The organism is Glutamicibacter sp. 2E12 (assembly GCF_050030965.1).
GTDB lineage: Bacteria > Actinomycetota > Actinomycetes > Actinomycetales > Micrococcaceae > Glutamicibacter.
This window is the reverse complement of record NZ_CP188297.1, coordinates 1,440,415-1,463,495: the sequence shown is the minus strand read 5'-3', so window position 1 is coordinate 1,463,495 and position 23,081 is coordinate 1,440,415. Positions and strand designations below refer to the sequence as shown.

Genomic DNA, 23,081 nt, shown 5'->3' with positions numbered 1-23,081 from the left:
GGGGTCGCCGCCATGTTCGGCTTGAGCCTAGTGGCTAGGCCTTGAAACGCTCGATGGAGCGAGCCAGCTCGGCTTCGGCAGCCTCGCGGCCTTCCCAACCCTCGGCCTTGACCCACTTGCCTGGTTCCAGGTCCTTGTAGCGGGTGAAGAAGTGCTCGATCTCCTTGATCAGCCATTCGTCGATGTCTTCAAGTTCCTTGATGTGGTCAAAGCGCTTGTCGGCAGGAACGCACAGCAGCTTGGCATCGCCACCGCCATCGTCGGTCATGTTGAATACGCCAATTGGGCGTGCTTCGACAACAACACCTGGGATCAGGTCAACACCCGGGATGAAGACCATGGCGTCCAATGGATCGCCATCTTCGCCCAGAGTATCGTCGAAGTAGCCGTAGTGGGTTGGGTACTGCATCGAGGTGAACAGCACGCGATCCAGGCGCAGGCGGTGGGTCTCGTGGTCGATCTCGTACTTGACGCGCGATCCGGTGGGGATCTCGATGGTCACGTCGTGGCTCATGAAAAGCACACTCCTAAACTAGTCTTAGGGATATCCGCTAATAAGGGTATCGCCCCATTGCGCCTGATGGATAAAACTGCGAGAGGAATGTAACCATATGAACACTGCCGCCCGACGCGCTATTACGCTGGGGGTGGCGATTGTTGCCATGGTTGCAGTGATTGCCGCGATGCTGCTGGCCCCGCGATTCTTCACCGGAGAGCCCGAGGCTTCCTACACCCCGGCCAGCGCGCAGCTGGCCGATAAATCCCCAGTCGCCGTGCGGGACCTGGACCCCAACGCCGCGCAACCGGACCCCGGGATCCTCGCCGCGAAGCTGGATGGCATCCTGGCGGACAAGCCCGACCGGACGTCCTTCAACGCCCAGGTGGTCGACGTGGCCACGGGCACAGTCCTGTATGACAGGAACTCCGAAATAAATGGCACCCCGGCCTCCAGCCTGAAGGTAGTCACCGCCATCGCGGCCCTCGATGCCCTCGGCGGCGACACCCAGCTGTCCACCAGCGTGCTGCTCGATGGCGGCACATTGATCCTGCGCGGCGGGGGAGATGTGCTGCTGGGCGACGGGGAATCGGACCCGGCGCACCCCAAGGGCTATGCAGGACTGGCAACCCTGGCTAAGCAGACCGCCGAAGAACTTGAAAAGCGCGGCATCAGCGAGGTCAAGCTGTGGCTGGACGACTCGCTGTTCGGCGATGCGCACAGCAACCCCGCCTGGGACAAGTCGCTGTTCACCTCCAATAACATTGGCCAGGTCTACCCGATTGCGCACTACGCCGGGCGTGCCGGGGAAAGCACCAGCACCGCCTACCAGTCCGACCCGGCCGCGCAGGTCCGCAAGGTCTTCGCCCAAGCCCTGGGCGAGCAGGTCAAGGTGGATGAGGGTGGCCGCGGCCCCTATGCGGGGGGCGAGCAGATCACCGAGGTGAAGTCGGCACCGCTGCGCGATGTCATCAAGCACATGCTGCTGGTTTCGGATAACTACATTGCCGAATCCATGGGCCGCCTGGTGGCGCTGGACCGCCAGATGCCCGGGGAGCAGGCAGGGGCCGCCGTCGCTGCTGTGGCCCAGGCCCATGGGGCTGCTGGCCACACGCTCGTGGACACCAGCGGCCTGGCTGCCAGGAACCGGATTTCGCCCGCGGCGCTGACCGCGGTACTGCGCTCGGCCGCCACCAGCAAGAAGCCGGAATTGCGCGAGGTCGTCTACTCGCTGCCGGTCGCCGGCTACAACGGCACCTTGATGAACCGCCTGGGCGGTGCCGGAACACTTGGCCTGGTCCGCGCCAAGACCGGCTCGCTCACCGGCGTGGCCACGCTGACGGGCATGGCCATGACCGAAGACGGGCGCCTGCTCGCCTTCTCGATCTATGCCGATCAGCCCAACGGAACACTCGCACCCCACAAGCCAACCATTGACTCTGCTGTCACCGCCATCCGTGGCTGTGGCTGCCGGAGCTGAACGCCGCAGGAGCAGCAAATGAACCAGTTCGTCGATTGGAAGCTGGCGGCCAAGGCCGCGAAAACCCTGATGCCCGCCGGGCCGGGGATCCAGGCCCAGGATGCCGCGCGGATCATCGAGGAACTGCGCATCGCCGCCGGCGAAGGCCTGGTGGAGGCCGAGAAGGTTTCCAAGCTGGCTGCTTCCGCGCCCTCGCAGACCCTGGTGGTGGACCGGTCCGGCTGGGCCAAGGCCGTCAGCCAGAATTTCGCGGCCCTGCTCCCGGCAGCGCGTCAGGACGTCCCCGGGGTGGTCCCCTTGATTGCCGGCGCAGAACTTGGCGCGGTGCTCTCGGTGCTGGGCACCCGGGTGCTGGGCCAGTTCGACCCGTTCGTCGGCCCGCGCCTGCTGCTCAACGCCCCGACCATCACCCAGATCCGCGGCGAGCTGAATGTGAACGCCCGCGACTTCTACCTGTGGATCGCCACCCACGAGCAGACCCACCGCCTGCAATTCGAGCACGCTGCCTGGATTCCCGGGGTCATGAAGCAGACCCTGGCCGAGGCTTTCGAGCCGCTGGCCGGCACCACCCACTCCATGGGCGAACTGGGTGAACGCCTGAAGTCCATGAAGTCCGAGGTCAGCGAACTGACCAGCATCATGTCGGTGCTCGAAGGCCACGCCATGGTCGTGATGAACGATGTCACCTCGATCCGCAGCATCAAGACCATCCGCCGCCGCTTCGAAGCCCGTGGCGAGAACCGTTCGGCCCTGGCGATCTTGCTGGGCAAGCTGCTGGGATTGGATGCCAAGGCGCTGCAGTACAAACGCGGGGCAAAATTCGTGCGGCATATCGTCGACGCGATCGGCTACGAGGGCTTCAACGAAATCTTCACCGCCCGCGAGATGTTCCCGAGCGCCGGGGAACTCGATGACCCGGAACGCTGGCTGGCCCGCACCCGATGAGCCGCGCCCTTCACCTTGCCCGCGCCGCCATCAGTGCCAGCAGCGCGCCCGGGCTGAACCTGATCGGGGTTTCCGGCGGTGCCGACTCGCTAGCCCTGGCCATTGCCGCGGCGACGCTGCCCGCTTCCTTCGGCGCCGTGGTTATCGATCACGGCCTGCAGCCCGGCAGCGCCCAGGCGGCCGAACGAGCCGCCGGGCAATGCCGCGAGCTGGGATTGGACCCGGTGGCGGTGCTCCAGGTCGAGACCTCGGATGACGAGGCTTCGGCCCGCACGGCCAGGTACCAGGCCTTTGAAGCAGCCCTGCAGCAGTTCAACGCGCAGGCATTGATGCTCGCCCACACCCGCGACGACCAGGCCGAGCAGGTGCTGCTGGGGCTGCTGCGCGGATCGGGAACCCGCTCGCTGGCCGGCATCCCTGCCCGGCGCGGAGCCTACCGGCGCCCCCTGCTGGAACTGTCCCGGGCGCAAACCGAGGAAATCTGCCGGCAGGCGGGGCTTGGCTACTGGGAAGATCCGAGCAACGCGGACACCGGGTACAAGCGCAACCTCATCCGCCATAGGATCCTGCCCTTCTTGCGCGAGGAACTTGGCGAGCATGTTCCCGAAGCACTGGCGCGCACCGCCAGCCTGGCCGCCGCCGACGCCCAAGCCCTCGACGAATGGGCCCAAGCGGCCAAGGACGAGCACGGGTTGGCGATCCCGGACCTGGCCAAGCTGCCGGTGGCCATCAGCTCGCGAGTATTACGCCTGGCCGCCATGGAAGCCGGGGCCAGGAATGTGGGCCATGAGCGAACGGCGGCGCTGTGCGCGCTGGCCGGGCTCGGCGTCCCCAAGTCCAAATCAGCTGGTCCTGTGCAGCTGGATGGCAGGATCAGCGCCTTCCGGCGGCAATCGGTGATCGTTTTCACCACAACCGGCTAAACAACCTTCCGCTAAATGTGGCACTCTAGGTAAGTACCACACCTCTAGAATCAGGAGAATTCTCGTGGATTCCAATGCAGTCAAAGCCGATCTTGCGCACGTTCTGTACACCAAGGAAGAAATCCAGGCCCGCGTGGAAGAACTTGCCGCGCAGATCGACAAGGATTACGAAGGCCGCGACATCCTCGTGGTAGGTGTGCTCAAGGGCGCCGTGATGATCATGGCTGACCTGGTTCGCGCACTGAACTCCCACCTGACCATGGACTGGATGGCAGTGTCCTCCTACGGTTCGGGTACCCAGTCCTCCGGTGTGGTGCGCATCCTCAAGGACCTGGATTCCGACCTCATGGGCAAGCACGTGCTGATCGTCGAGGACATCATCGATTCCGGCCTGACCTTGTCCTGGCTGAAGTCCAACCTGGAATCCCGCGGCCCGGCCTCGGTGGAAATCTGCACCCTGCTGCGCAAGCCGGAAGCAGCCAAGGTGGAAATCGACGTCAAGTACGTCGGCATGGACATCCCGAACGAATTCGTGGTGGGCTACGGCCTGGACTTCGCGGAAAAGTACCGCAACCTTGATTGCGTGGGCACCTTGGCCCCGCATATTTACCAGTAGGGAACTTTTCTCGCCAATGGGGCGTTGAGAAATATCGAAGGTGGCGTGACCCGGACGCCAGAGCAGTGCGTGAGGGGGATGCGCCAGGCGCGGGGCCTGTCGGATCAATGAAAACGAAGAAGCTTTTTAACAGCTGGATCATTTGGGTCCTGGTCGGCGTAGTCGCCGTGGTGTTGTTCCTGCCGATGGTCTTCGGCAATAACTCGGCCAAGGTGGACACTTCCGTAGGCCTGCACCAGCTCACCAGCGGCAATGTCACCGAAGCGAAGATGTTCGACGGCGACCAGCGCGTGGATCTGAAGCTGCGCGACTCGCTGAAGGTCGATGGCGTGGACAAGGGCACCTCGGTGAGCTTCTACTACTCCACCGCCCGTGCCGAACTGGTGGTCGATGAGATCAACAAGGCCAACCTGGGCAAGTTCACCGACCAGCCGGTGGAAAGCAACTGGCTGCTGTCGATGCTCGGGATCATCATCCCGTTCCTGCTGATCGCCGGCATCTTCTGGTTCATCCTCGCCCGCTCCCAAGGCGGCGGCTCCAAGGTCATGCAGTTCGGCAAGTCCAAGGCGAAGCTGATCACCAAGGATATGCCGCAGGTGACCTTCAAGGATGTCGCCGGCGCCGACGAGGCCGTGGAGGAACTCCACGAAATCAAGGAATTCCTTCAGGAACCAGTCAAATTCCAGGCCCTGGGCGCGAAGATCCCCAAGGGCGTGCTGCTCTACGGCCCTCCGGGCACCGGCAAGACCCTGCTGGCCAAGGCCGTAGCCGGCGAGGCGGCGGTACCGTTCTACTCGATCTCCGGTTCGGACTTCGTGGAGATGTTCGTCGGCGTGGGCGCCTCGCGCGTTCGCGACTTGTTCGAGCAGGCAAAGACCAACTCCCCGGCGATCATCTTCGTTGACGAAATCGACGCCGTCGGCCGCCATCGCGGCGCCGGCATCGGCGGCGGCAACGATGAGCGCGAGCAGACCCTGAACCAGCTGCTGGTGGAGATGGACGGCTTCGACGCCACCACCAACGTCATCCTGATTGCCGCGACCAACCGCCCCGACGTGCTGGACCCGGCGCTGCTGCGCCCGGGCCGCTTCGACCGCCAGATCCCGGTGGAGGCACCGGATCTGAAGGGCCGCGAGCAGATCCTGGCCGTGCACGTGAAGGGCAAGCCGATGGATGCCACCGTGGACCTGAACGCCGTCGCGAAGAAGACCCCGGGCTACACCGGTGCCGACTTGGCCAACGTGCTCAACGAGGCCGCGCTGCTCACCGCCCGCTCCAACGCTAACCTGATCGACGACCGCGCCCTGGACGAGGCCATCGACCGGGTCATGGCCGGCCCGCAGAAGCGCACCCGCCTGATGGACGAGCACGAGCGCAAGGTCACCGCCTACCACGAGGGCGGCCACGCGCTGGTGGCCGCGGCCATGAACCAGACCGCACCGGTCACCAAGATCACCATCCTGCCGCGCGGCCGCGCGCTGGGCTACACCATGGTGGTTCCCGAATCCGACAAGTACTCGGTCACCCGCAACGAGCTGCTGGACCAGATGGCCTACGCCATGGGCGGGCGCGTCGCCGAGGAGATCGTCTTCCACGATCCGTCCACCGGTGCCAGCAACGACATCGAGAAGGCCACCGCCACCGCGCGCAAGATGGTCACCGAATACGGCATGAGCGAGAAGGTGGGCGCCGTGCGCCTGGCCGGCTCGGCTGCCGAGCAGGGCATGGGCACCGCCTCCCGCGACTTCTCCGACGAAATGGCCCACCTGGTGGACCAGGAAGTGCGCGAGCTGATCGAGCAGGCGCACAACGACGCCTACCAGGCGCTGATGGCCAACCGCCATGTGCTCGACCGCCTGGCCCTGGCGCTGCTGGAGCGCGAGACGCTGAACCAGAAGGAGATCGCCGAGATCTTCTCCGACCTGGTAAAGCGCGACAAGCGCGAAGTCTGGCTGAGCAACGAGGCCCGTCCGGTGCACCAAGAGGGCCCGATATTAAGCCCCAAGGAGCGCGCAGCTTCCTCGACCGACTAGGATCGAAGCGTGAGTGAACTACAAGAGATTGATCAGCCGCGGATCGCGGCAGCCGTGCGCGAGATCCTGGAAGCCATTGGCGAGGATCCCGACCGCGACGGCCTGGTAGACACCCCGAAGCGGGTGGCCAAGGCCTATGCGGAGTTCTTCGCCGGCTTGCACCAGAAAGCGGCAGACCACTTGTCCACCACCTTCGACATCGAGCACGATGAGATGGTGCTGGTCAAGGACATCCCGTTCTACTCGACCTGCGAGCACCACCTGGTGCCCTTCTACGGTTCGGCGCATATCGGCTACATCCCGGGCAAGGGCGGCAAGGTCACCGGCCTGTCCAAGCTGGCCCGGCTGGTCGAGGTGTACGCCCGCCGCCCGCAGGTCCAGGAGCGCCTGACCACCCAGATCGTCGATGCCCTCGTGGAGCACCTGAACCCCTCCGGTGCGATCGTCGTCGTTGAATGCGAGCACATGTGCATGTCCATGCGCGGGGTGCAGAAGCCCGGCGCGAAGACCGTGACCAGTGCGGTGCGCGGGCAGCTGCGGGAAACCGCCACCCGTGCCGAAGCCATGAGCCTGATCCTCGGAAAGTAGGAACCCCCATGTCGCTTGGAGCGATCCCGGGCACCGGCCCGAACACCAGCCCATTGCCGGTGATCCGCAAGTCCAGCAAGAAGACCATGGCCGACCTGCCAACCGGCCGCACCCTGGTCATGGGCATCCTGAACGTCACCGAGGACTCCTTCTCGGATGGCGGGAAGTACCTGTCCGCCGATGCCGCGATCGACCAGGGCCTGAAGCTGCTGTACTCGGGTGCCGACATCATCGACGTGGGCGGCGAATCCACCCGCCCGGGCGCCACGAACGTGGATCCTGCCCTGGAGCGCGAGCGCATCATCCCGGTCATCGAAGCCCTGGTGAAGGCCGGCGCGGTGATCTCCGTGGACACCATGCATGTCTCCACCGCCCGCGCGGCCATCGCCGCCGGCGCGCACCTCATCAACGACGTTTCCGGCCTGACCTATGAGCCGGGCATGCCGGAGCTGATCGCGGAAACCGGCGTCCCCTACGTATTGATGCACCGCCGCGGCACCGCGCAGGACATGGTTTCCGAGGCGAACTACCAGGACGTGGTCACCGAGGTCATCGCAGAATTGCGCATGCTGCGCGATGAATTCGTCGCCAAGGGCGTGGCCCCGGAGCAGATCATCATCGATCCGGGACTGGGCTTCGCCAAGGATGCGCAGCACAACTGGGCGCTGCTGGCCAACGTCCCTGCCATCGAGAAGCTGGGCCACCGGGTGCTGATCGGCACCAGCCGCAAGCGCTTCCTGGGCGAACTGCTGGCCGAAGGCTCCAAGAGCCGCGCGCCGATGGAACGCGATTCCGCGACCGCCGCGACCACCGTGCTGGGCGCCCGCGACAAGGTCTGGGCAGTGCGCGTGCACGATGTCACCGGCAACCGCGACGCCATTGAAGTCGTGCAGGCCTATGGATCGCATTAGCATCTACGGAATTTCGGCCACCGGCTACCATGGCGTTTTCGACCATGAGAAGCGCGACGGCCAGGAATTCATCATTGACGTGGTGCTGCACGTGGATATCTCACGTGCGGCAGCCAGCGACAATGTTCTTGACACGGTGCACTACGGCGAAGTCAGCGAGCTGGTAGTCCAGCAGATCCAGGCCGGCCCGTGGGACCTGATCGAGAAGCTGGGCAGCGAAATCGCCGAGGCGATCCTCGCCGCCTACCCGGGCGTGTTCACCATCGACGTGGTGGTGCACAAGCCGCAGGCTCCAATCCCGGTACCGTTCACCGATGTCACCATCTCGCTGACGCGGCACCAGAAGCAGCACACCGCGATCATCGCGTTGGGCGCCAACCTGGGTGATCCGCAGGCTACCCTGGCCGCCGCGGTTCAGGACCTCGGCGCAGAAGTCGAGCTGCTCAAGGTTTCCCCGCTGGCCATCACCAAGCCGGTAGGCGGTCCGCCGGAACAGCCCGATTACACCAACCAGGTCGTCCAAGTGCGTACCCGGCTGGCCCCGCATGAGCTGCTGGATCTGTGCCAGTGGATAGAAGCCAAGCACCACCGCACCCGCGAGGTGCGCTGGGAAGCGCGCACGCTGGATCTGGACCTGATCGCCTACGACCAGCTGAACCTGGATGATGAGCGGCTGACCCTGCCTCATCCGCGCGCCGCGATCCGCGGCTTCGTGCTGGCCCCGTGGAGCTGGATGGATCCGGACGCGGTGCTGAACGGGCAACTGGTTTCCCGTTTGGCCGCCGAAGCTGCCGATACGAAGGACATCATCCGGCTATGGCCAAGCTGAAGCTGCGCTGGCTGCTCTGGTGCGCCGGGCTCGGGGCCGTGGCCGGCTGGATCGCGTTGCGCCTGCTCACCGCGGCAGGCAGGTACGCGCCGGTGCTGGACTACTCCGCCCTGTACTCGCTGGGCGCGGTCTGCGCGGTGATCCTGTTCCTGGGGATCCGCGTGAAGCGCTCCACCTTGGGCAAATCGGACTTCGAGCCGATCGCCGCAGCTCGTACCCTGGTTCTGGCCCAGGCCTCGGCGTATGCTGGTGCGGTGATTGCCGGTTGGCATGTTCCGGCCATCATCACCCTCTGGGCGGCCACTGGGATCACCCCCACCCTGACCCGCGGCCTGGTGCTGACTGGTGCTGGTGTCCTCATGGTGATTATTGGGTATATTGTTCAGCAACTGTGCAAACTACCTCCAGAGGATACCGATGGCAACAGCGACTCCGTGGTCACCGAATAAATTCACCCCAGCCCACCGGGACTACGCCAAGGTCAAGTTCACCACCTGGGCAATCACCTGGGGCCTGTTCCTGCTGGCGACCCTGGTCCCTGCCGTGCTGGCAGTCACCGGCGTCGGCATCCCGCTGTGGCTGGTGCTTTCCCCGGTCCTGCTGGTGCTGGCGATCGCGTTGCCGGCATTGCGCATCATCCGCCGCCAGGTCGCCGCACTGGGCTATCTCGAACGCGAAGAAGACTTCATCGTCCGCTCCGGGGTGATGTGGCGCAAGCAGGTGGTCATTCCCTACGGCCGCATGCAATACGTCGAGGTCAACAGCGGGCCGCTGGAGCGCCGCTATGGGCTATGCCAGCTAACGCTGAACACCGCCGGCAGCGCTGCCACCGCGCACGTCTACGGGTTGCCCGAGCGCGAAGGGCAGGCCCTGCGCGAACGGCTTGTGGCCGCCGGCGAAGAGAAAATGCTATGAGCCAGGCCGAAGAACTGGCCACCGGAGACAGTGCCGAGCCATGGCAGCGGGTGCATCCAGCCAGCCCGTTCGTCCACGGCTGGCTGGCCATCATCGGCCTGGGCTACATCTACTGGCAGAACACCGACGACCTGTCCTGGGCGGAGCGCTTCTCCGGCACCAGGCTGATGTGGACCGTCGCGGGCGCCGGCATCGCACTGGCCGTGGTGCTCATCTTCTACTTCCTTTCCTGGTACTTCACCCGCTATAAGCTCACCAGCACCCACGTGTACGTGAATTCCGGGATGCTATTCCGCAGCCAGAAGCAGGCGCGCATCGACAAGGTGCAAGGCATAGACATTGCCCAGCCACTGGTAGCCCGGCTGCTGGGTCTCGCCGAACTGCGCTTTGACGTGGCCGATTCCTCCGAGTCGGTGCTGCGCCTTTCCTTCCTGCGCAAGGCCGATGCCCACGCGCTGCGCGTGGTCATCCTGGAGCGGGCCCGCGGCGAAGAACCTGCCGCTGCCCAAGAAAGCGGCTCCCACGACGCGGCGGATCGCGCGGCAGCCCAGCCGCAGGCCGCCGCGGTCGCATTGCCGCTGATGGCCAACGTGCCCATTGGGCGCCTGATTGGCTCCATGTTCCTGCAATTGCCGGTGATGTTCGGGGTGCTCGCATGCCTGGCGATGCTGGTGCTTTGGCTTGCCGGGGTCGACGGAATCATCGCGGCCCTGGTCCCCGCGACCTTGGCCTTCGGCAGCTTCTACTACAAGCAGCTGAACCAGGGCTGGAACTTCACCGCCAGCGCCTCGGACACCGGCATGCGCATCAGCTACGGGCTGGCTGACACCCGCCAGCACTCCATTCCTGCCGGCCGCGTCCAGGCCATTTCGGTGACGGCACCCTTCTTCTGGCGGATGCTGGGCTGGTACAAGGTGGAAGTCAACGTGCTGGGCACCAAGAGCGATGACGCGGATAACCTGCAGGTGCTCCCGGTGGGCGACTTCGAGTCGGTCGCCCGGATCATGGGGATCCTGCTGCCGGATCTTGGCGTCGCCAACCAGCGCGAGGTGCTGGCCACCGCGGTGAGCACCGGATGCGAACACGGTTTCACCGGCTCCCCGGAACGCGCCAAGCCGCTATCGCCCGGGGCATGGAAGCACCAGGCGTTCCTGGCGACCGGCACCACGGTGATTTCCCGGTATGGCTGGCTGGCCCGGCAGGCCAGCTTCGTGCCGCATAACCGGGTGCAGGGCATGAGCTGGGGCCAGGGGCCGTGGGAGCAAGGACGTAAACTGGCCGGTGTCCGCTTGCACTGTGCCGGCGGAAACATCATCGGATACCTGCATCAGATTGATGCGGACACCGCAGCAGAATTTATTCGGGCGCAAACCCGGCGCCTGGTTGAAAGGTAGAAGTGGACGCACCACGCTTGGGAATCGGCATCATCTCCGCCGGCAAGGTAGGCACCGTGCTTGGTGCGGCGCTGGCAGCCAGTGGACACCGGATCACCGGAATCCACGCCGTCTCGGAGGATTCGCGCGATCGCGCCGACGCCTTGCTGCCCGGCGTGGAACTGCTGGACCCAGCAGAAATCCTGCGCCGCAGCGAACTGGTGCTCTTTGCGGTACCCGACGACGTGCTCGGCGAACTGGTGTCCGGACTGGCAGCGGGCGGCCATATCGCCGCCGGGCAGTTGATCGCGCACACCGCCGGGCGGTACGGCACCTCGATCCTGCAACCGGCCTTGGATGCTGGCGCCTTTGGACTGGCAATCCACCCGGCCATGACCTTCACCGGCATGAGCATGGACCTCCAGCGCCTGACCGACTGCGTCTTCGCGGTCACCGCGGACGAGGCCATCCTCCCGGTAGCCCAGGCGCTGGTGGTGGAAATGCGCGGGGAGCCGGTGGTGATCGCCGAGCAGGATCGTGCCAGCTACCACGCGGCCCTGGCCCATGCGGCAAACCACCTGAACACCATCACGGCGCAATCGGCGGACATCCTGCGCCGGATCGGCGTGGAAGAACCATCCAATACCCTGCGCGCCCTGATGTACGCGAGCCTGGATAATGCCCTGCGTTCCGGCGCGGGCGCACTGACCGGCCCGGTAGCACGAGGCGATAGCGGAACGGTCACCGCGCACCTGCAGGCGCTGGCCGACGCCCCGGCGGAAACCAACAATTCCTATCGGAGCCTCTCGCGCGCTACCGCGCTGCGCGCCGCAGAACGCGGACTGATCTCCCAAGGCACGCTGGAAGAGCTTCTGCGAGTTCTAGAATAGAAGCGTGAAAACCCCGAAGATTGTAAAGACCCGTGCCGAGCTGAAGGCTGCTATTGCCGCAGCTAACCCGGGATCGCTGGGCTTCGTGCCCACTATGGGAGCCCTGCACCGCGGACATGCTTCGCTGTTCAAGGCCGCCCGCGCAGAAAACGAACTGGTAGTCATCTCCGTATTCGTCAATGAGCTGCAGTTCAACGATGCCAGCGACTACGCCAACTATCCGCGCCAGCTCGACGCTGATGTGCAGCTGGCCGCGGCTGCCGGCGTCGATCTTGTCTTTGCCCCGGACGCTTCCGAGATCTACCATGCCGGCCTTCCGCTGGTGAAGTTGAGCTCCGGCGCGCTGGGCGAAATGTATGAAGGCGCCTCGCGTCCAGGCCACTTCGATGGCATGCTGGCCGTAGTCGCCAAGCTGCTGCACTTGACCGACCCGCGTCGGGGCGAATACCGCGCCTACTTCGGCCAGAAGGATGCCCAGCAGCTGATGCTGATCCGCCGCATGGTTGCCGACCTGGACTATCCGGTAGAACTGCGTGCGGTGCCGATCGTGCGCAGCCCGAAAGGCCTGGCGCTTTCCAGCCGCAATGCATTGCTCAGCGAGGAAGAGAAGGAAGCAGCCTTGGTGCTGCACCGTTCGATCCAGCTGGTTGCCGACCGTGCGGCACGCAATGAACCGCTGTACATCGAGGATGCCATCGGCATGTACCAGATGGCCCCGCTGGTGGAGCTGGACTACTTCGCCGTCGTTGACCCGGATACCCTGCAGGAACTGGCATTCAACTGCCAGGACACCCCCTTCACCGGCGAGGGCTTGATCCTTGTCGCGGCGAAGGTGGGCAACGTCCGTCTGATCGACAACCAGCCGATCTAGGCAAAGCGTCGAGCAGTCTGCCCGAGGACCTGGCGGAAGCCGCACAGCTCCTGCATGATTTCGGCGGCGGGCTGCTCGGCGCCAACGAACTGCACCGCCTCACCGGCATAGACCGGGGCTATGTCCGTCAGCGCTTCGGAGCGGGCCTGATCCATCTGCTCGCGCAGCGCATCGTTCGGCTCCCAGCTGGAAAGATCCGCGTGCTTGTCGCTGAACTCATTGCGCAGCGCCCGTCCGCCGAACTCGGGCGCCCATGGCAATTGCTGGGCGAGATCGAAGGCGCGGGTATAGATAGTGTCATCCAGGCCCGCATTGCGTGCTGCGCTCTTCATGTTCCCGTGCCCGCTGGACTCTGCTGCCGAGAGGAAACGGGTCCCGATCCAGGCAGCTTCCGCGCCAGCTGACAGCACCGCGGCGATACCTCGCGCAGTGCCGATGCCTCCGGCCGCCACCACAGGCTTCTGGTGCTGGGCGGTTGCCAGCTGCAGCAGCGGCAGAGTTCCGGCTTCATTGCGGCCATGTCCGCCACCTTCTGCGCCACGGGCAATGATGATGTCGATGTCATCAGCCATCGCGCGTTCCAGATCTGCCGCATTGCCTACCTGCATGGCGGTCAGAACTCCAGCCTCATGGGCTACCGCCGCGGCCCGGGTGACATCGCCGAAGCTCAAGGTCACCAACGAGGGCCCGAACTCCAAGAAGGCCTCTAGCGGGGAGAGATCCGTTTCCAGCGCCCAGGCCATGAAGCCGACGCCCCATGGAGTACTCAGGGATTCAACGAATTGCGTTTGCTGTTCAATCCAGTCAGCTGTGGGAGTTGCAGGCGAACCGATCATCCCTACACCTCCCGCGTGGGAAACAGCTGCAGCCAAGGCGCCGCCAGCCGCGCCAGCCATAGATGCATTGAAGATGGGTTCACGGTATCCAAGGAGTCTTTGCAGGTCGCTCATGAGCCCAGACTAGAACAGCGAAATGAATGTGACCTAGAACGCGGCCCTTCGATTTGTAAGTGCCCAAGAACCTGTGTATAGTTTTTATCTGTTGCCGGAACGGAAACAACACGGAATCTACCGATTGTTCACCCGGCAGCCAATCACTTTTCACTGAAGGTTTTCCGCCGATTTTGATCGGATCAGGAAGTCTGGTAAGTTGGAAAAGTTGCTCCGGAGCGAAGCAGTCATCGATGGATTGGTGGTTGTGGTGTCGAGAGTGTTTGTTGTTTGAGAACTCAATAGTGTGCCAAGTTTGTTGATACCGAATATTTTTTATTTGGTGAATACATAACATTTGCTTGAGGCATTGCACCCCCGTGCAGTGTTCTTGAGTGTTTTATTATTCGCCAGGACTTCATTGGCTTCGCCCTTATTTTCCAAGGGGTTGCCGGTGGCTTTTTATTTTTTTATGGAGAGTTTGATCCTGGCTCAGGATGAACGCTGGCGGCGTGCTTAACACATGCAAGTCGAACGATGAAGCCCAGCTTGCTGGGTGGATTAGTGGCGAACGGGTGAGTAACACGTGAGTAACCTGCCCCCGACTCTGGGATAAGCCCGGGAAACTGGGTCTAATACCGGATATTACCTTTGACCGCATGGTTGTTGGTGGAAAGATTTATCGGTGGGGGATGGACTCGCGGCCTATCAGCTTGTTGGTGAGGTAATGGCTCACCAAGGCGACGACGGGTAGCCGGCCTGAGAGGGTGACCGGCCACACTGGGACTGAGACACGGCCCAGACTCCTACGGGAGGCAGCAGTGGGGAATATTGCACAATGGGCGAAAGCCTGATGCAGCGACGCCGCGTGAGGGATGACGGCCTTCGGGTTGTAAACCTCTTTCAGTAGGGAAGAAGCGAAAGTGACGGTACCTGCAGAAGAAGCGCCGGCTAACTACGTGCCAGCAGCCGCGGTAATACGTAGGGCGCAAGCGTTATCCGGATTTATTGGGCGTAAAGAGCTCGTAGGCGGTTTGTCGCGTCTGCCGTGAAAGTCCGAGGCTCAACCTCGGATCTGCGGTGGGTACGGGCAGACTAGAGTGATGTAGGGGAGACTGGAATTCCTGGTGTAGCGGTGAAATGCGCAGATATCAGGAGGAACACCGATGGCGAAGGCAGGTCTCTGGGCATTTACTGACGCTGAGGAGCGAAAGCATGGGGAGCGAACAGGATTAGATACCCTGGTAGTCCATGCCGTAAACGTTGGGCACTAGGTGTGGGGGACATTCCACGTTTTCCGCGCCGTAGCTAACGCATTAAGTGCCCCGCCTGGGGAGTACGGCCGCAAGGCTAAAACTCAAAGGAATTGACGGGGGCCCGCACAAGCGGCGGAGCATGCGGATTAATTCGATGCAACGCGAAGAACCTTACCAAGGCTTGACATGTGCCAGACCGCCTCAGAGATGGGGTTTCCCTTCGGGGCTGGTTCACAGGTGGTGCATGGTTGTCGTCAGCTCGTGTCGTGAGATGTTGGGTTAAGTCCCGCAACGAGCGCAACCCTCGTTCCATGTTGCCAGCACGTAAAGGTGGGGACTCATGGGAGACTGCCGGGGTCAACTCGGAGGAAGGTGGGGATGACGTCAAATCATCATGCCCCTTATGTCTTGGGCTTCACGCATGCTACAATGGCCGGTACAATGGGTTGCGATACTGTGAGGTGGAGCTAATCCCTAAAAGCCGGTCTCAGTTCGGATTGGGGTCTGCAACTCGACCCCATGAAGTCGGAGTCGCTAGTAATCGCAGATCAGCAACGCTGCGGTGAATACGTTCCCGGGCCTTGTACACACCGCCCGTCAAGTCACGAAAGTTGGTAACACCCGAAGCCGATGGCCTAACCACCTTGTGTGGGGGGAGTCGTCGAAGGTGGGACTGGCGATTGGGACTAAGTCGTAACAAGGTAGCCGTACCGGAAGGTGCGGCTGGATCACCTCCTTTCTAAGGAGCTAACCATTATTGGTTGCCCATGCTGGACACGAGTGTTGTCCGGGTGGGTTGCTCATGGGTGGAATATCAATGGACTCAATACCGGAAAACGTGCTGGCTGATGCTGGTGCGGGGTATTGGCTGTGGCCGCGTGGTGCTTGGGCATCTGCTAGTACGCATTGCAGGGGTTTTCTTCTTGCGGTGCTGGAATGCGGTGTGTGGGTGTTGCGTGGTTTGTATGGTTTGGCATGCTGTTGGGTTTTGAGGCAACAAGCCTCCTTTCCTGGTGAATGGTTGCCGGGGTTCTTCCTGTGGGGAGGGTCCTGGTGGTGTTCGCTTGGGTGAGGGGTTCTTGGTGTTTCGGTGTTTGTCCTGTGTTTGCTGCAAGGATGTCCTGTTGGATTGATGCTGGCCTTTGGTTGGTGTTGGTTTTGGGGTGTTGTTGCGGGGGTGCGGGGTTGTTGTTTGGGAACTGTATAGTGAACGCGAGCATCTTGCAGATGAGATGAGCTGGGTAGTCCTTTTCCTTGGATTGCCTGGTGTTGGAGTCTTGTCTGCGTGATTTTGTTAGATTGTTTTATTGCTCATATCTTTTGACTTTGATGTTGTGTTGAAGTTTTTAAGGGCGCACGGTGGATGCCTTGGCATCAAGAGCCGATGAAGGACGTGGGAATCTGCGATAAGCCTGGTGGAGTCGATAACCGGACGTTGAGACCAGGATTTCCGAATGGGGGAACCCCGCACCATGTTATGTGGTGTGACCTGCAGCTGAATGTATAGGCTGTGTGGAGGGAACGCGGGGAAGTGAAACATCTCAGTACCCGCAGGAAGAGAAAACAACAGTGATTCCGTTAGTAGTGGCGAGCGAACGCGGATGGGGCTAAACCGGTTGGTGTGTGATAGCGGATAGGCGTTGCATCACCGGGGTTGTGGGGTCGGCATGTACCAGCGCTATCTTGCTGGTGGGATGAGGTGCAGGCGTATAGGTGAATCGGTTGGAATGCCGGACCATAGAGGGTGATAGTCCCGTAGGTGTAATGCGTGTCTGCCGTTCTAGTGTTGATACCCGAGTAGCACGGGGCCCGTGAAACCTTGTGTGAATCTGCCAGGACCACCTGGTAAGCCTGAATACTACTTGATGACCGATAGTGAATCAGTACCGTGAGGGAATGGTGAAAAGTACCCCGGGAGGGGAGTGAAATAGTACCTGAAACCGTGCGCTTACAATCCGTTAGAGCTGGGGACTTGTTCCCTGGTGATGGCGTGCCTTTTGAAGAATGAGCCTGCGAGTTAGTGTTACGTCGCGAGGTTAACCCGTGTGGGGAAGCCGTAGCGAAAGCGAGTCTGAATAGGGCGTTTGAGTGGCGTGATCTAGACCCGAAGCGAAGTGATCTACCCATGGCCAGGTTGAAGCGCGTGTAAGAGCGTGTGGAGGACCGAACCCACTTCAGTTGAAAATGGAGGGGATGAGCTGTGGGTAGGGGTGAAAGGCCAATCAAACTTCGTGATAGCTGGTTCTCCCCGAAATGCATTTAGGTGCAGCGTTGCGTGTTTCTTGCTGGAGGTAGAGCTACTGGATAGGCGATGGGCCCTACAAGGTTACTGACCTTAGCCAAACTCCGAATGCCGGCAAGTGAGAGCGCAGCAGTGAGACTGTGGGGGATAAGCTTCATAGTCGAGAGGGAAACAGCCCAGAACGCCAACTAAGGCCCCTAAGCGTGTGCTAAGTGGAAAAGGATGTGGAGTTGCTGTGACAACCAGGAGGTTGGCTTAGAAGCAGCCACCCTTGAAAGAGTGCGTAATAGCTCACTGGTCAAGTGATTCCGCGCCGATAATGTAGCGGGGCTCAAGCACACCGCCGAAGTTGCGTCATTCAAATATTAACCTGGTTTCGATTGGGTGTTTGGATGGGTAGGGGAGCGTCGTGTGGACGGTGAAGTCGCGGTGTAAACCAGCGGTGGAGGCCACACGAGTGAGAATGCAGGCATGAGTAGCGAATGACGGGTGAGAAACCCGTCCGCCGAATGATCAAGGGTTCCAGGGTTAAGCTAATCTGCCCTGGGTTAGTCGGGACCTAAGGCGAGGCCGACAGGCGTAGTCGATGGACAACGGGTTGATATTCCCGTACCGGCGAAGGACCGCCCATACTGAGCTGTGGATGCTAACCATGATTGACGCTAGCTGTTGGTGCCTTCGGGTATCTTGCTGGTTGATGTGGTGGGAACCGATGCAGTGAGGTCAGCGTATTAACAGGTGTGACGCAGGAAGGTAGCCGAGCCAGGCAATGGAATTGACCTGGTCCAAGGGTGTAGGAAGAGTGGTTGGCAAATCCGCCGCTCATATATTCTGAGACCTGATAGGCGCCCCGTTTTCGGGGTGATTCGGTGATCCTATGCTGCCTAGAAAAGCATCGGCGCGAGGTCCAAGTCCGCCCGTACCCCAAACCGACACAGGTGATCAGGTAGAGAATACTAAGGCGATCGAGAGAATCATGGTTAAGGAACTCGGCAAAATGCCCCCGTAACTTCGGAAGAAGGGGGGCCTGCCCCGTGATGAGAACTTGCTTCTCTGATGCGGGTGTGGGCCGCAGAGACCAGGGGGAAGCGACTGTTTACTAAAAACACAGGTCCGTGCGAAGTCGCAAGACGATGTATACGGACTGACTCCTGCCCGGTGCTGGAAGGTTAAGAGGACTGGTTAGCAGTAATGCGAAGCTGAGAATTTAAGCCCCAGTAAACGGCGGTGGTAACTATAACCATCCTAAGGTAGCGAAATTCCTTGTCGGGTAAGTTCCGACCTGCACGAATGGAGTAACGACTTCCCCGCTGTCTCAACCATGAACTCGGCGAAATTGCAGTACGAGTAAAGATGCTCGTTACGCGCAGCAGGACGGAAAGACCCCGAGACCTTTACTATAGTTTGGTATTGGTGTTCGGTGCAGCTTGTGTAGGATAGGTGGGAGACTGTGAAGCTTGGACGCTAGTTCAGGTGGAGTCATCGTTGAAATACCACTCTGGCTGTACCGGTCACCTAACTTCGGACCATGATCTGGTTCAGGGACAGTGCCTGATGGGTAGTTTAACTGGGGCGGTTGCCTCCTAAAATGTAACGGAGGCGCCCAAAGGTTCCCTCAGCCTGGTTGGCAATCAGGTGTCGAGTGTAAGTGCACAAGGGAGCTTGACTGTGAGAGTGACAGCTCGAGCAGGGACGAAAGTCGGGACTAGTGATCCGGCGGCACCTCGTGGAAGGGCCGTCGCTCAACGGATAAAAGGTACCTCGGGGATAACAGGCTGATCTTGCCCAAGAGTCCATATCGACGGCATGGTTTGGCACCTCGATGTCGGCTCGTCGCATCCTGGGGCTGGAGTAGGTCCCAAGGGTTGGGCTGTTCGCCCATTAAAGCGGTACGCGAGCTGGGTTTAGAACGTCGTGAGACAGTTCGGTCCCTATCCGCTGCGCGCGTTGGAAATTTGAGAAGGGCTGTCCTTAGTACGAGAGGACCGGGACGGACGAACCTCTGGTGTGTCAGTTGTACTGCCAAGTGCATCGCTGATTAGCTACGTTTGGAAGGGATAACCGCTGAAAGCATCTAAGCGGGAAGCCTGCTTCGAGATGAGATTTCCATGCACCTTGAGTGTGAGAGGCCCCCAGCTAGACCACTGGGTTGATAGGCAGGATGTGGAAGCAAGGACTAAAGACTTGTGTAGCTGACCTGTACTAATAGGCCGATGACTTTCAACACACAATAAAACAATATTTGAACTGATGATTTCAATGCTGTTCGCGTTCACTATGCGGTTACGAGACAACAACCTCTAGCCAGCAAATACGGATGAGTTACAAGACTTTGTAGCACCGGAAAACATTGACCAGGAAACGTTTTGGTTTGTGTGCTTCGTGATTGTTACGGCGGTCATAGCGTGGGGGAAACGCCCGGTCCCATACCGAACCCGGAAGCTAAGGCCCACTGCGCCGATGGTACTGCACTCGTGAGGGTGTGGGAGAGTAGGTCACCGCCGGACTTAACTTGAGTAGATGGTTTGAGGCCCTGGTACCGTTTGGTGCCGGGGCCTCACCTGTTTAACCAGAAGGGGAGGGGGAATTGGGCAGCTGGTGCTGCCTGGTTCCTCCTCCCCTTCTGCTTTAACGAGCTTGAGTGCTGGCCGCTAGCGCAGACCGCTCAAGGAACGACCAGGCAGGCATGGGGTTGTGAATGCAGCCATGGCTAAGCTGTGTCCCGATGTCGGACGCGCTTGAAGCGACTAAGCAGACGGCGTGGCCCTGGACCTCCGCGGCTCACTACGGGAGAGAACGCCCGCTCCGTTGCAGGTGCTTTATCCGATGGGTTCCGGTCCGCCAATCGGCAAGATCCTGCCTTTTGATGCCTCTGACAATCGATTGCTTGCACCTGGCTATCATTTCGGTAACTTGTTGCCGATTCTTGCTCCATGCTGAATGATAGTGAGCAGAATGTCGCCAATCGGCGAAATGCTGCCGGAAGAGGATCCTTCATGAATTCAGTGACTGAGCTAGGGGCCGAATTGCAGCGCGTTAGAAAACAGAATGGCCTGACGCAGGAACAGCTGGCTGAATTAGCTGGCATCTCCGAACGTACGCTGCGCTCCATAGAACGAGGGGCGGGAAACCCCTCCATTGAAGCGGTGCTCTCCGTCGCAAATGTACTCGGCCTTCGAATTCGCGTGGCCAAATGAAGCCGCAACTCCAAGAGCTCAAGCTTGTTACCAAGGCTGACGTCTACTGCAACGAAAACCTCGCCGGCACTCTAGCCAGACAGTCCGACGGAAGCGTGGCCTTCAGCTATAACAAGGACTACCTTGCACATGGTGGCGCGGGCATTGCGACATCTTTGCCAGCTTCTCCGGAGGCATACGTTGGGCCTGGGGGCGCGTTGCCATCGTTCTTCTCGGGACTATTGCCCGAAGGCCATCGCCTGACCGTTCTCAAGGACGCAACTAAGACCAGCATCTCTGACGAGTTGACTCTGCTGATGGCAGTGGGCGCCGATACTCCAGGCAATGTACGCGTTGTTCCGGAAGGATCAGCACTGGAGCAAACCCCCGTGGTTGCTGAATTCAGCAGCACGGCCGAACTCGACTTCTCGGTCCTCGCGCGCACCTTGGACCGCCACTCGATCCCCGGCGTGCAAGACAAGATCAGCGCAACCATGCTGACAACACCAGTGGAGTTCAAGAACAGCGCCTATCTGCTCAAGCTTGATCCCCGGGATCATCCGCATTTGGTCGTTAATGAGGCGCAGCACCTGAAAGCAGCGCGATTGCTCAAACTTCCGGTCGCAAACAATCGGCTAGTACTGGATTCCACTGGGAGTCCGGGGCTGCTGGTCGAGAGGTTCGATCGCGAGGGTGTCGAGGGGGAGGATAGTCCCACGCGTTTGGCGTTGGAAGATGCCATGCAGGTATTGAACCTTCCGCCGGCAAGCAAGTAAGCAGTGAGCACGGAACAAGCTATTGAAGCCTTAGCGCTGCAGTGCCAGGCTCCGGTGCTCGCCAGGCGCAATCTATACATTCAGTTCGTCTTTGCGTGGCTAACTGGCAACGGCGACTTGCATGGAAAGAACGTCTCGATTCTGGCGGACTTGCATGGACGGTTTAATGTAGCGCCCATCTACGACATCCCATGCACCCTGGTCTACGGCGATGACACCATGGCTTTGACTGTTGCCGGCAAGGCTAAGAATCTGAAGAAGAAGCACTGGGCGGAGCTTGCAAGGGTGCTCGGCTTGGCTGACCGGGCCACGCAGTCAGCGAACCAGTTGGCATTGAAAGCCGCATTGACTGTGGATCTCAGCGAGTTGCCTTTTGAAGGTTCACCTTTGCGTGGTGCGCAACGAGAACTCAGGTTCCGGCGCATGGAGCTGCAGTAGGCGTCTGAGCGGGACAAGTTAGTCTGCGAGCAACGTGAACGCAGGCAGCTGACTATTCTGGCTTTTCTTCGCTTGCCCCTTAAGGCCAGCCGTCCATGATGGATAGACGCGGAAACCGCGCTTGCCTGGAGCCGATGCTGAGGCGAAGACGCCCAGCTCCTCGAGGTGCTGTTGAGTAAAGCGGAAGACGCCGAAACAGCCGGCTTCCTCGATAAAGACCATAACTCCGCGCAGTCCCTCTTCGGATTCGTAGGGGGCAGTAGTCCCAGTTTCGTCCCGATGCCATATGGCTACGAACCCACCTGGCTTTGTTGGCGTGATCCTTGCGGTCCTGATCCGCCACCGCTGTCCGTCAAGCTCAGTTACCCCGGCTTGATAATCGCTCTGCTGTTCTTCGGGAGTCACCTCGCCATACGATTGCCCAGTGAGGTGGCAATAGCGTTCCAACGCCGTGAACTTCATAGACTTCATCCTGTATTCGGTAGATCATCAAGTGGAGTGGCAGCGATCGAAATATCGCTGCTATTCACCGTAGCCGAGGGTGGTGCTTACGTAGCACTGCAAGACCTGTATTGGGCCGGCATCAATGCCGACTGCTCTAGGTAGTCATTGCGCTGATGCCGCCTTGGCCGTCACGCGCATGGAACCTCCAGATGCATCGTTTCGCCATGTGCGTTCTCTTCTTGTGCCTTGCTCAGACGCACGCATGCGCCCGCATCGTCTAATCGGCTGATGTGGGCACAATTCATTGGGTTCGCGTATATGCGTACGCTTCTCAAGGGTTCAATAAACTCGCTAGGTACAGGCGCTGATGCTCTGTGCAGCTGCGAAATAATGTTTACGCGCTCAGCCCTAGCTCGGTAATAATTGCCAGCGATTGGGCACATGGAAAGAGCCGAATCAGCAGTTCAGGAATTAAGTGTGCACGGTCACCGTCAAAAACCACCCACCCGATTTGCAGGACCCCCAAAACCTGTGTATAGTTTTTCCTTGTCGCCGAGAACAAAACGGAAGAAATAACCGGATGTGAAACGGCGGCAGAACCCCAGAAAATCAAGGTTTTTCCACAGTCTTGTGGACAACAATTGAAAAGAATGGGAACTGAGAATACTGGTTCAAATCACAAACAATGGATTTGACTTTCAGGAATTCGAAGTTATAGAATATGAATATAACGCTGGACGAAATTACCGCCTGGAATGGTGGGTAAAGAACCGGTAAGTGTTTGTTGTTTGAGAACTCAATAGTGTGCCAAGTTTGTTGATACCGAATATTTTTTATTTGGTGAATACATAACATTTGCTTGAGGCATTGCACCCCCGTGCAGTGTTCTTGAGTGTTTTATTATTCGCCAGGACTTCATTGGCTTCGCCCTTATTTTCCAAGGGGTTGCC

General features: G+C 60.5%; 17 protein-coding genes, 3 rRNA genes and 1 pseudogene. 18 read left to right on the top strand and 3 right to left on the bottom strand.

Features of this window, described 5'->3' with window-relative positions:
* Nucleotides 1-34: 34 nt before the first annotated feature.
* Nucleotides 35-514, bottom strand: a complete 480-nt coding sequence (locus ACP3TE_RS06830) for an inorganic diphosphatase (protein ID WP_105658632.1) — start codon at nucleotides 512-514, stop codon at nucleotides 35-37.
* A 97-nt stretch (nucleotides 515-611) separates the two neighbouring features.
* Between ACP3TE_RS06830 and dacB the strand changes: the two genes are divergently transcribed.
* The 13 genes from dacB (at nucleotide 612) to panC (ending at nucleotide 12,870) form a co-directional block, all read left to right on the top strand.
* Entirely contained in the window at nucleotides 612-1,976 is a 1,365-nt protein-coding gene (gene dacB, locus ACP3TE_RS06825) for a D-alanyl-D-alanine carboxypeptidase/D-alanyl-D-alanine endopeptidase (RefSeq protein WP_105658631.1), read from the top strand.
* An 18-nt stretch (nucleotides 1,977-1,994) separates the two neighbouring features.
* Entirely contained in the window at nucleotides 1,995-2,921 is a 927-nt protein-coding gene (locus tag ACP3TE_RS06820) for a zinc-dependent metalloprotease (RefSeq protein ID WP_105662169.1), read from the top strand.
* The gene (gene tilS, locus ACP3TE_RS06815) at nucleotides 2,918-3,844 is read left to right on the top strand and encodes a tRNA lysidine(34) synthetase TilS (protein WP_286134349.1); all 927 of its coding nucleotides are present in this window, start codon (nucleotides 2,918-2,920) and stop codon (nucleotides 3,842-3,844) included. Before ACP3TE_RS06820 ends, tilS begins: the two co-directional genes overlap by 4 nt.
* 64 nt (nucleotides 3,845-3,908) lie before the next feature.
* On the top strand, nucleotides 3,909-4,460 hold the full coding sequence (gene hpt, locus ACP3TE_RS06810) for a hypoxanthine phosphoribosyltransferase (RefSeq protein WP_105658629.1): 552 nt from the start codon (nucleotides 3,909-3,911) through the stop codon (nucleotides 4,458-4,460).
* A 107-nt stretch (nucleotides 4,461-4,567) separates the two neighbouring features.
* Nucleotides 4,568-6,493, top strand: coding sequence for an ATP-dependent zinc metalloprotease FtsH (gene ftsH, locus ACP3TE_RS06805; RefSeq protein ID WP_426735833.1), 1,926 nt, complete (start codon nucleotides 4,568-4,570; stop codon nucleotides 6,491-6,493).
* A gap of 9 nt (nucleotides 6,494-6,502) precedes the next feature.
* Nucleotides 6,503-7,081, top strand: coding sequence for a GTP cyclohydrolase I FolE (gene folE / locus ACP3TE_RS06800; RefSeq protein WP_286134348.1), 579 nt, complete (start codon nucleotides 6,503-6,505; stop codon nucleotides 7,079-7,081).
* An 8-nt stretch (nucleotides 7,082-7,089) separates the two neighbouring features.
* Nucleotides 7,090-7,992 (top strand): dihydropteroate synthase, encoded by a 903-nt coding sequence (gene folP / locus ACP3TE_RS06795; RefSeq protein ID WP_426735830.1) that lies wholly within the window; start codon nucleotides 7,090-7,092, stop codon nucleotides 7,990-7,992.
* Nucleotides 7,979-8,821 (top strand): 2-amino-4-hydroxy-6-hydroxymethyldihydropteridine diphosphokinase, encoded by an 843-nt coding sequence (gene folK / locus ACP3TE_RS06790; protein ID WP_166650737.1) that lies wholly within the window; start codon nucleotides 7,979-7,981, stop codon nucleotides 8,819-8,821. Before folP ends, folK begins: the two co-directional genes overlap by 14 nt.
* The gene (locus ACP3TE_RS06785) at nucleotides 8,809-9,270 is read left to right on the top strand and encodes a DUF3180 domain-containing protein (protein ID WP_105658625.1); all 462 of its coding nucleotides are present in this window, start codon (nucleotides 8,809-8,811) and stop codon (nucleotides 9,268-9,270) included. The genes folK and ACP3TE_RS06785 overlap by 13 nt, the downstream gene beginning before the upstream one ends.
* Nucleotides 9,239-9,736 carry a PH domain-containing protein gene (locus ACP3TE_RS06780; RefSeq protein WP_426735828.1) on the top strand — a complete coding sequence of 166 codons (498 nt, stop codon included), beginning with the start codon at nucleotides 9,239-9,241 and terminating at the stop codon, nucleotides 9,734-9,736. Before ACP3TE_RS06785 ends, ACP3TE_RS06780 begins: the two co-directional genes overlap by 32 nt.
* Complete coding sequence (locus ACP3TE_RS06775; RefSeq protein WP_426735826.1) at nucleotides 9,733-11,130, top strand: PH domain-containing protein; 1,398 nt, start codon at nucleotides 9,733-9,735, stop codon at nucleotides 11,128-11,130. Before ACP3TE_RS06780 ends, ACP3TE_RS06775 begins: the two co-directional genes overlap by 4 nt.
* A 2-nt stretch (nucleotides 11,131-11,132) precedes the next feature.
* Entirely contained in the window at nucleotides 11,133-11,999 is an 867-nt protein-coding gene (locus tag ACP3TE_RS06770) for a Rossmann-like and DUF2520 domain-containing protein (protein WP_332595340.1), read from the top strand.
* Nucleotides 12,000-12,003: 4 nt separating this feature from the next.
* On the top strand, nucleotides 12,004-12,870 hold the full coding sequence (gene panC / locus ACP3TE_RS06765) for a pantoate--beta-alanine ligase (protein ID WP_400289634.1): 867 nt from the start codon (nucleotides 12,004-12,006) through the stop codon (nucleotides 12,868-12,870).
* Here the strand turns inward: panC and ACP3TE_RS06760 are convergent.
* The gene (locus tag ACP3TE_RS06760; RefSeq protein ID WP_133833718.1) at nucleotides 12,867-13,820 is read right to left on the bottom strand and encodes an NAD(P)H-dependent flavin oxidoreductase; all 954 of its coding nucleotides are present in this window, start codon (nucleotides 13,818-13,820) and stop codon (nucleotides 12,867-12,869) included. The two genes, panC and ACP3TE_RS06760, sit on opposite strands and share 4 nt — an antisense overlap.
* Nucleotides 13,821-14,268: 448 nt before the next feature.
* Here ACP3TE_RS06760 and ACP3TE_RS06755 point away from each other — a divergent pair.
* The 5 genes and pseudogenes from ACP3TE_RS06755 (at nucleotide 14,269) to ACP3TE_RS06735 (ending at nucleotide 21,687) form a co-directional block, all read left to right on the top strand.
* Nucleotides 14,269-15,794, top strand: a 16S ribosomal RNA gene (locus ACP3TE_RS06755).
* Between the two features lie 597 nt (nucleotides 15,795-16,391).
* Nucleotides 16,392-19,524, top strand: a 23S ribosomal RNA gene (locus tag ACP3TE_RS06750).
* A 163-nt stretch (nucleotides 19,525-19,687) separates the two neighbouring features.
* Nucleotides 19,688-19,804, top strand: a 5S ribosomal RNA gene (rrf, locus tag ACP3TE_RS06745).
* The 16S, 23S and 5S rRNA genes sit together here, the layout of an rRNA operon.
* Nucleotides 19,805-20,293: 489 nt before the next feature.
* The gene (locus tag ACP3TE_RS06740; RefSeq protein ID WP_105662736.1) at nucleotides 20,294-20,494 is read left to right on the top strand and encodes a helix-turn-helix transcriptional regulator; all 201 of its coding nucleotides are present in this window, start codon (nucleotides 20,294-20,296) and stop codon (nucleotides 20,492-20,494) included.
* Nucleotides 20,491-21,687, top strand: a pseudogene (locus ACP3TE_RS06735) (type II toxin-antitoxin system HipA family toxin). Before ACP3TE_RS06740 ends, ACP3TE_RS06735 begins: the two are co-directional and overlap by 4 nt.
* Before the next feature lie 18 nt (nucleotides 21,688-21,705).
* On the opposite strand, the gene ACP3TE_RS06730 reads toward ACP3TE_RS06735, so the two are convergent.
* Entirely contained in the window at nucleotides 21,706-22,149 is a 444-nt protein-coding gene (locus tag ACP3TE_RS06730; RefSeq protein WP_038993720.1) for a MepB family protein, read from the bottom strand.
* Between the last annotated feature and the right edge of the window lie 932 nt (nucleotides 22,150-23,081).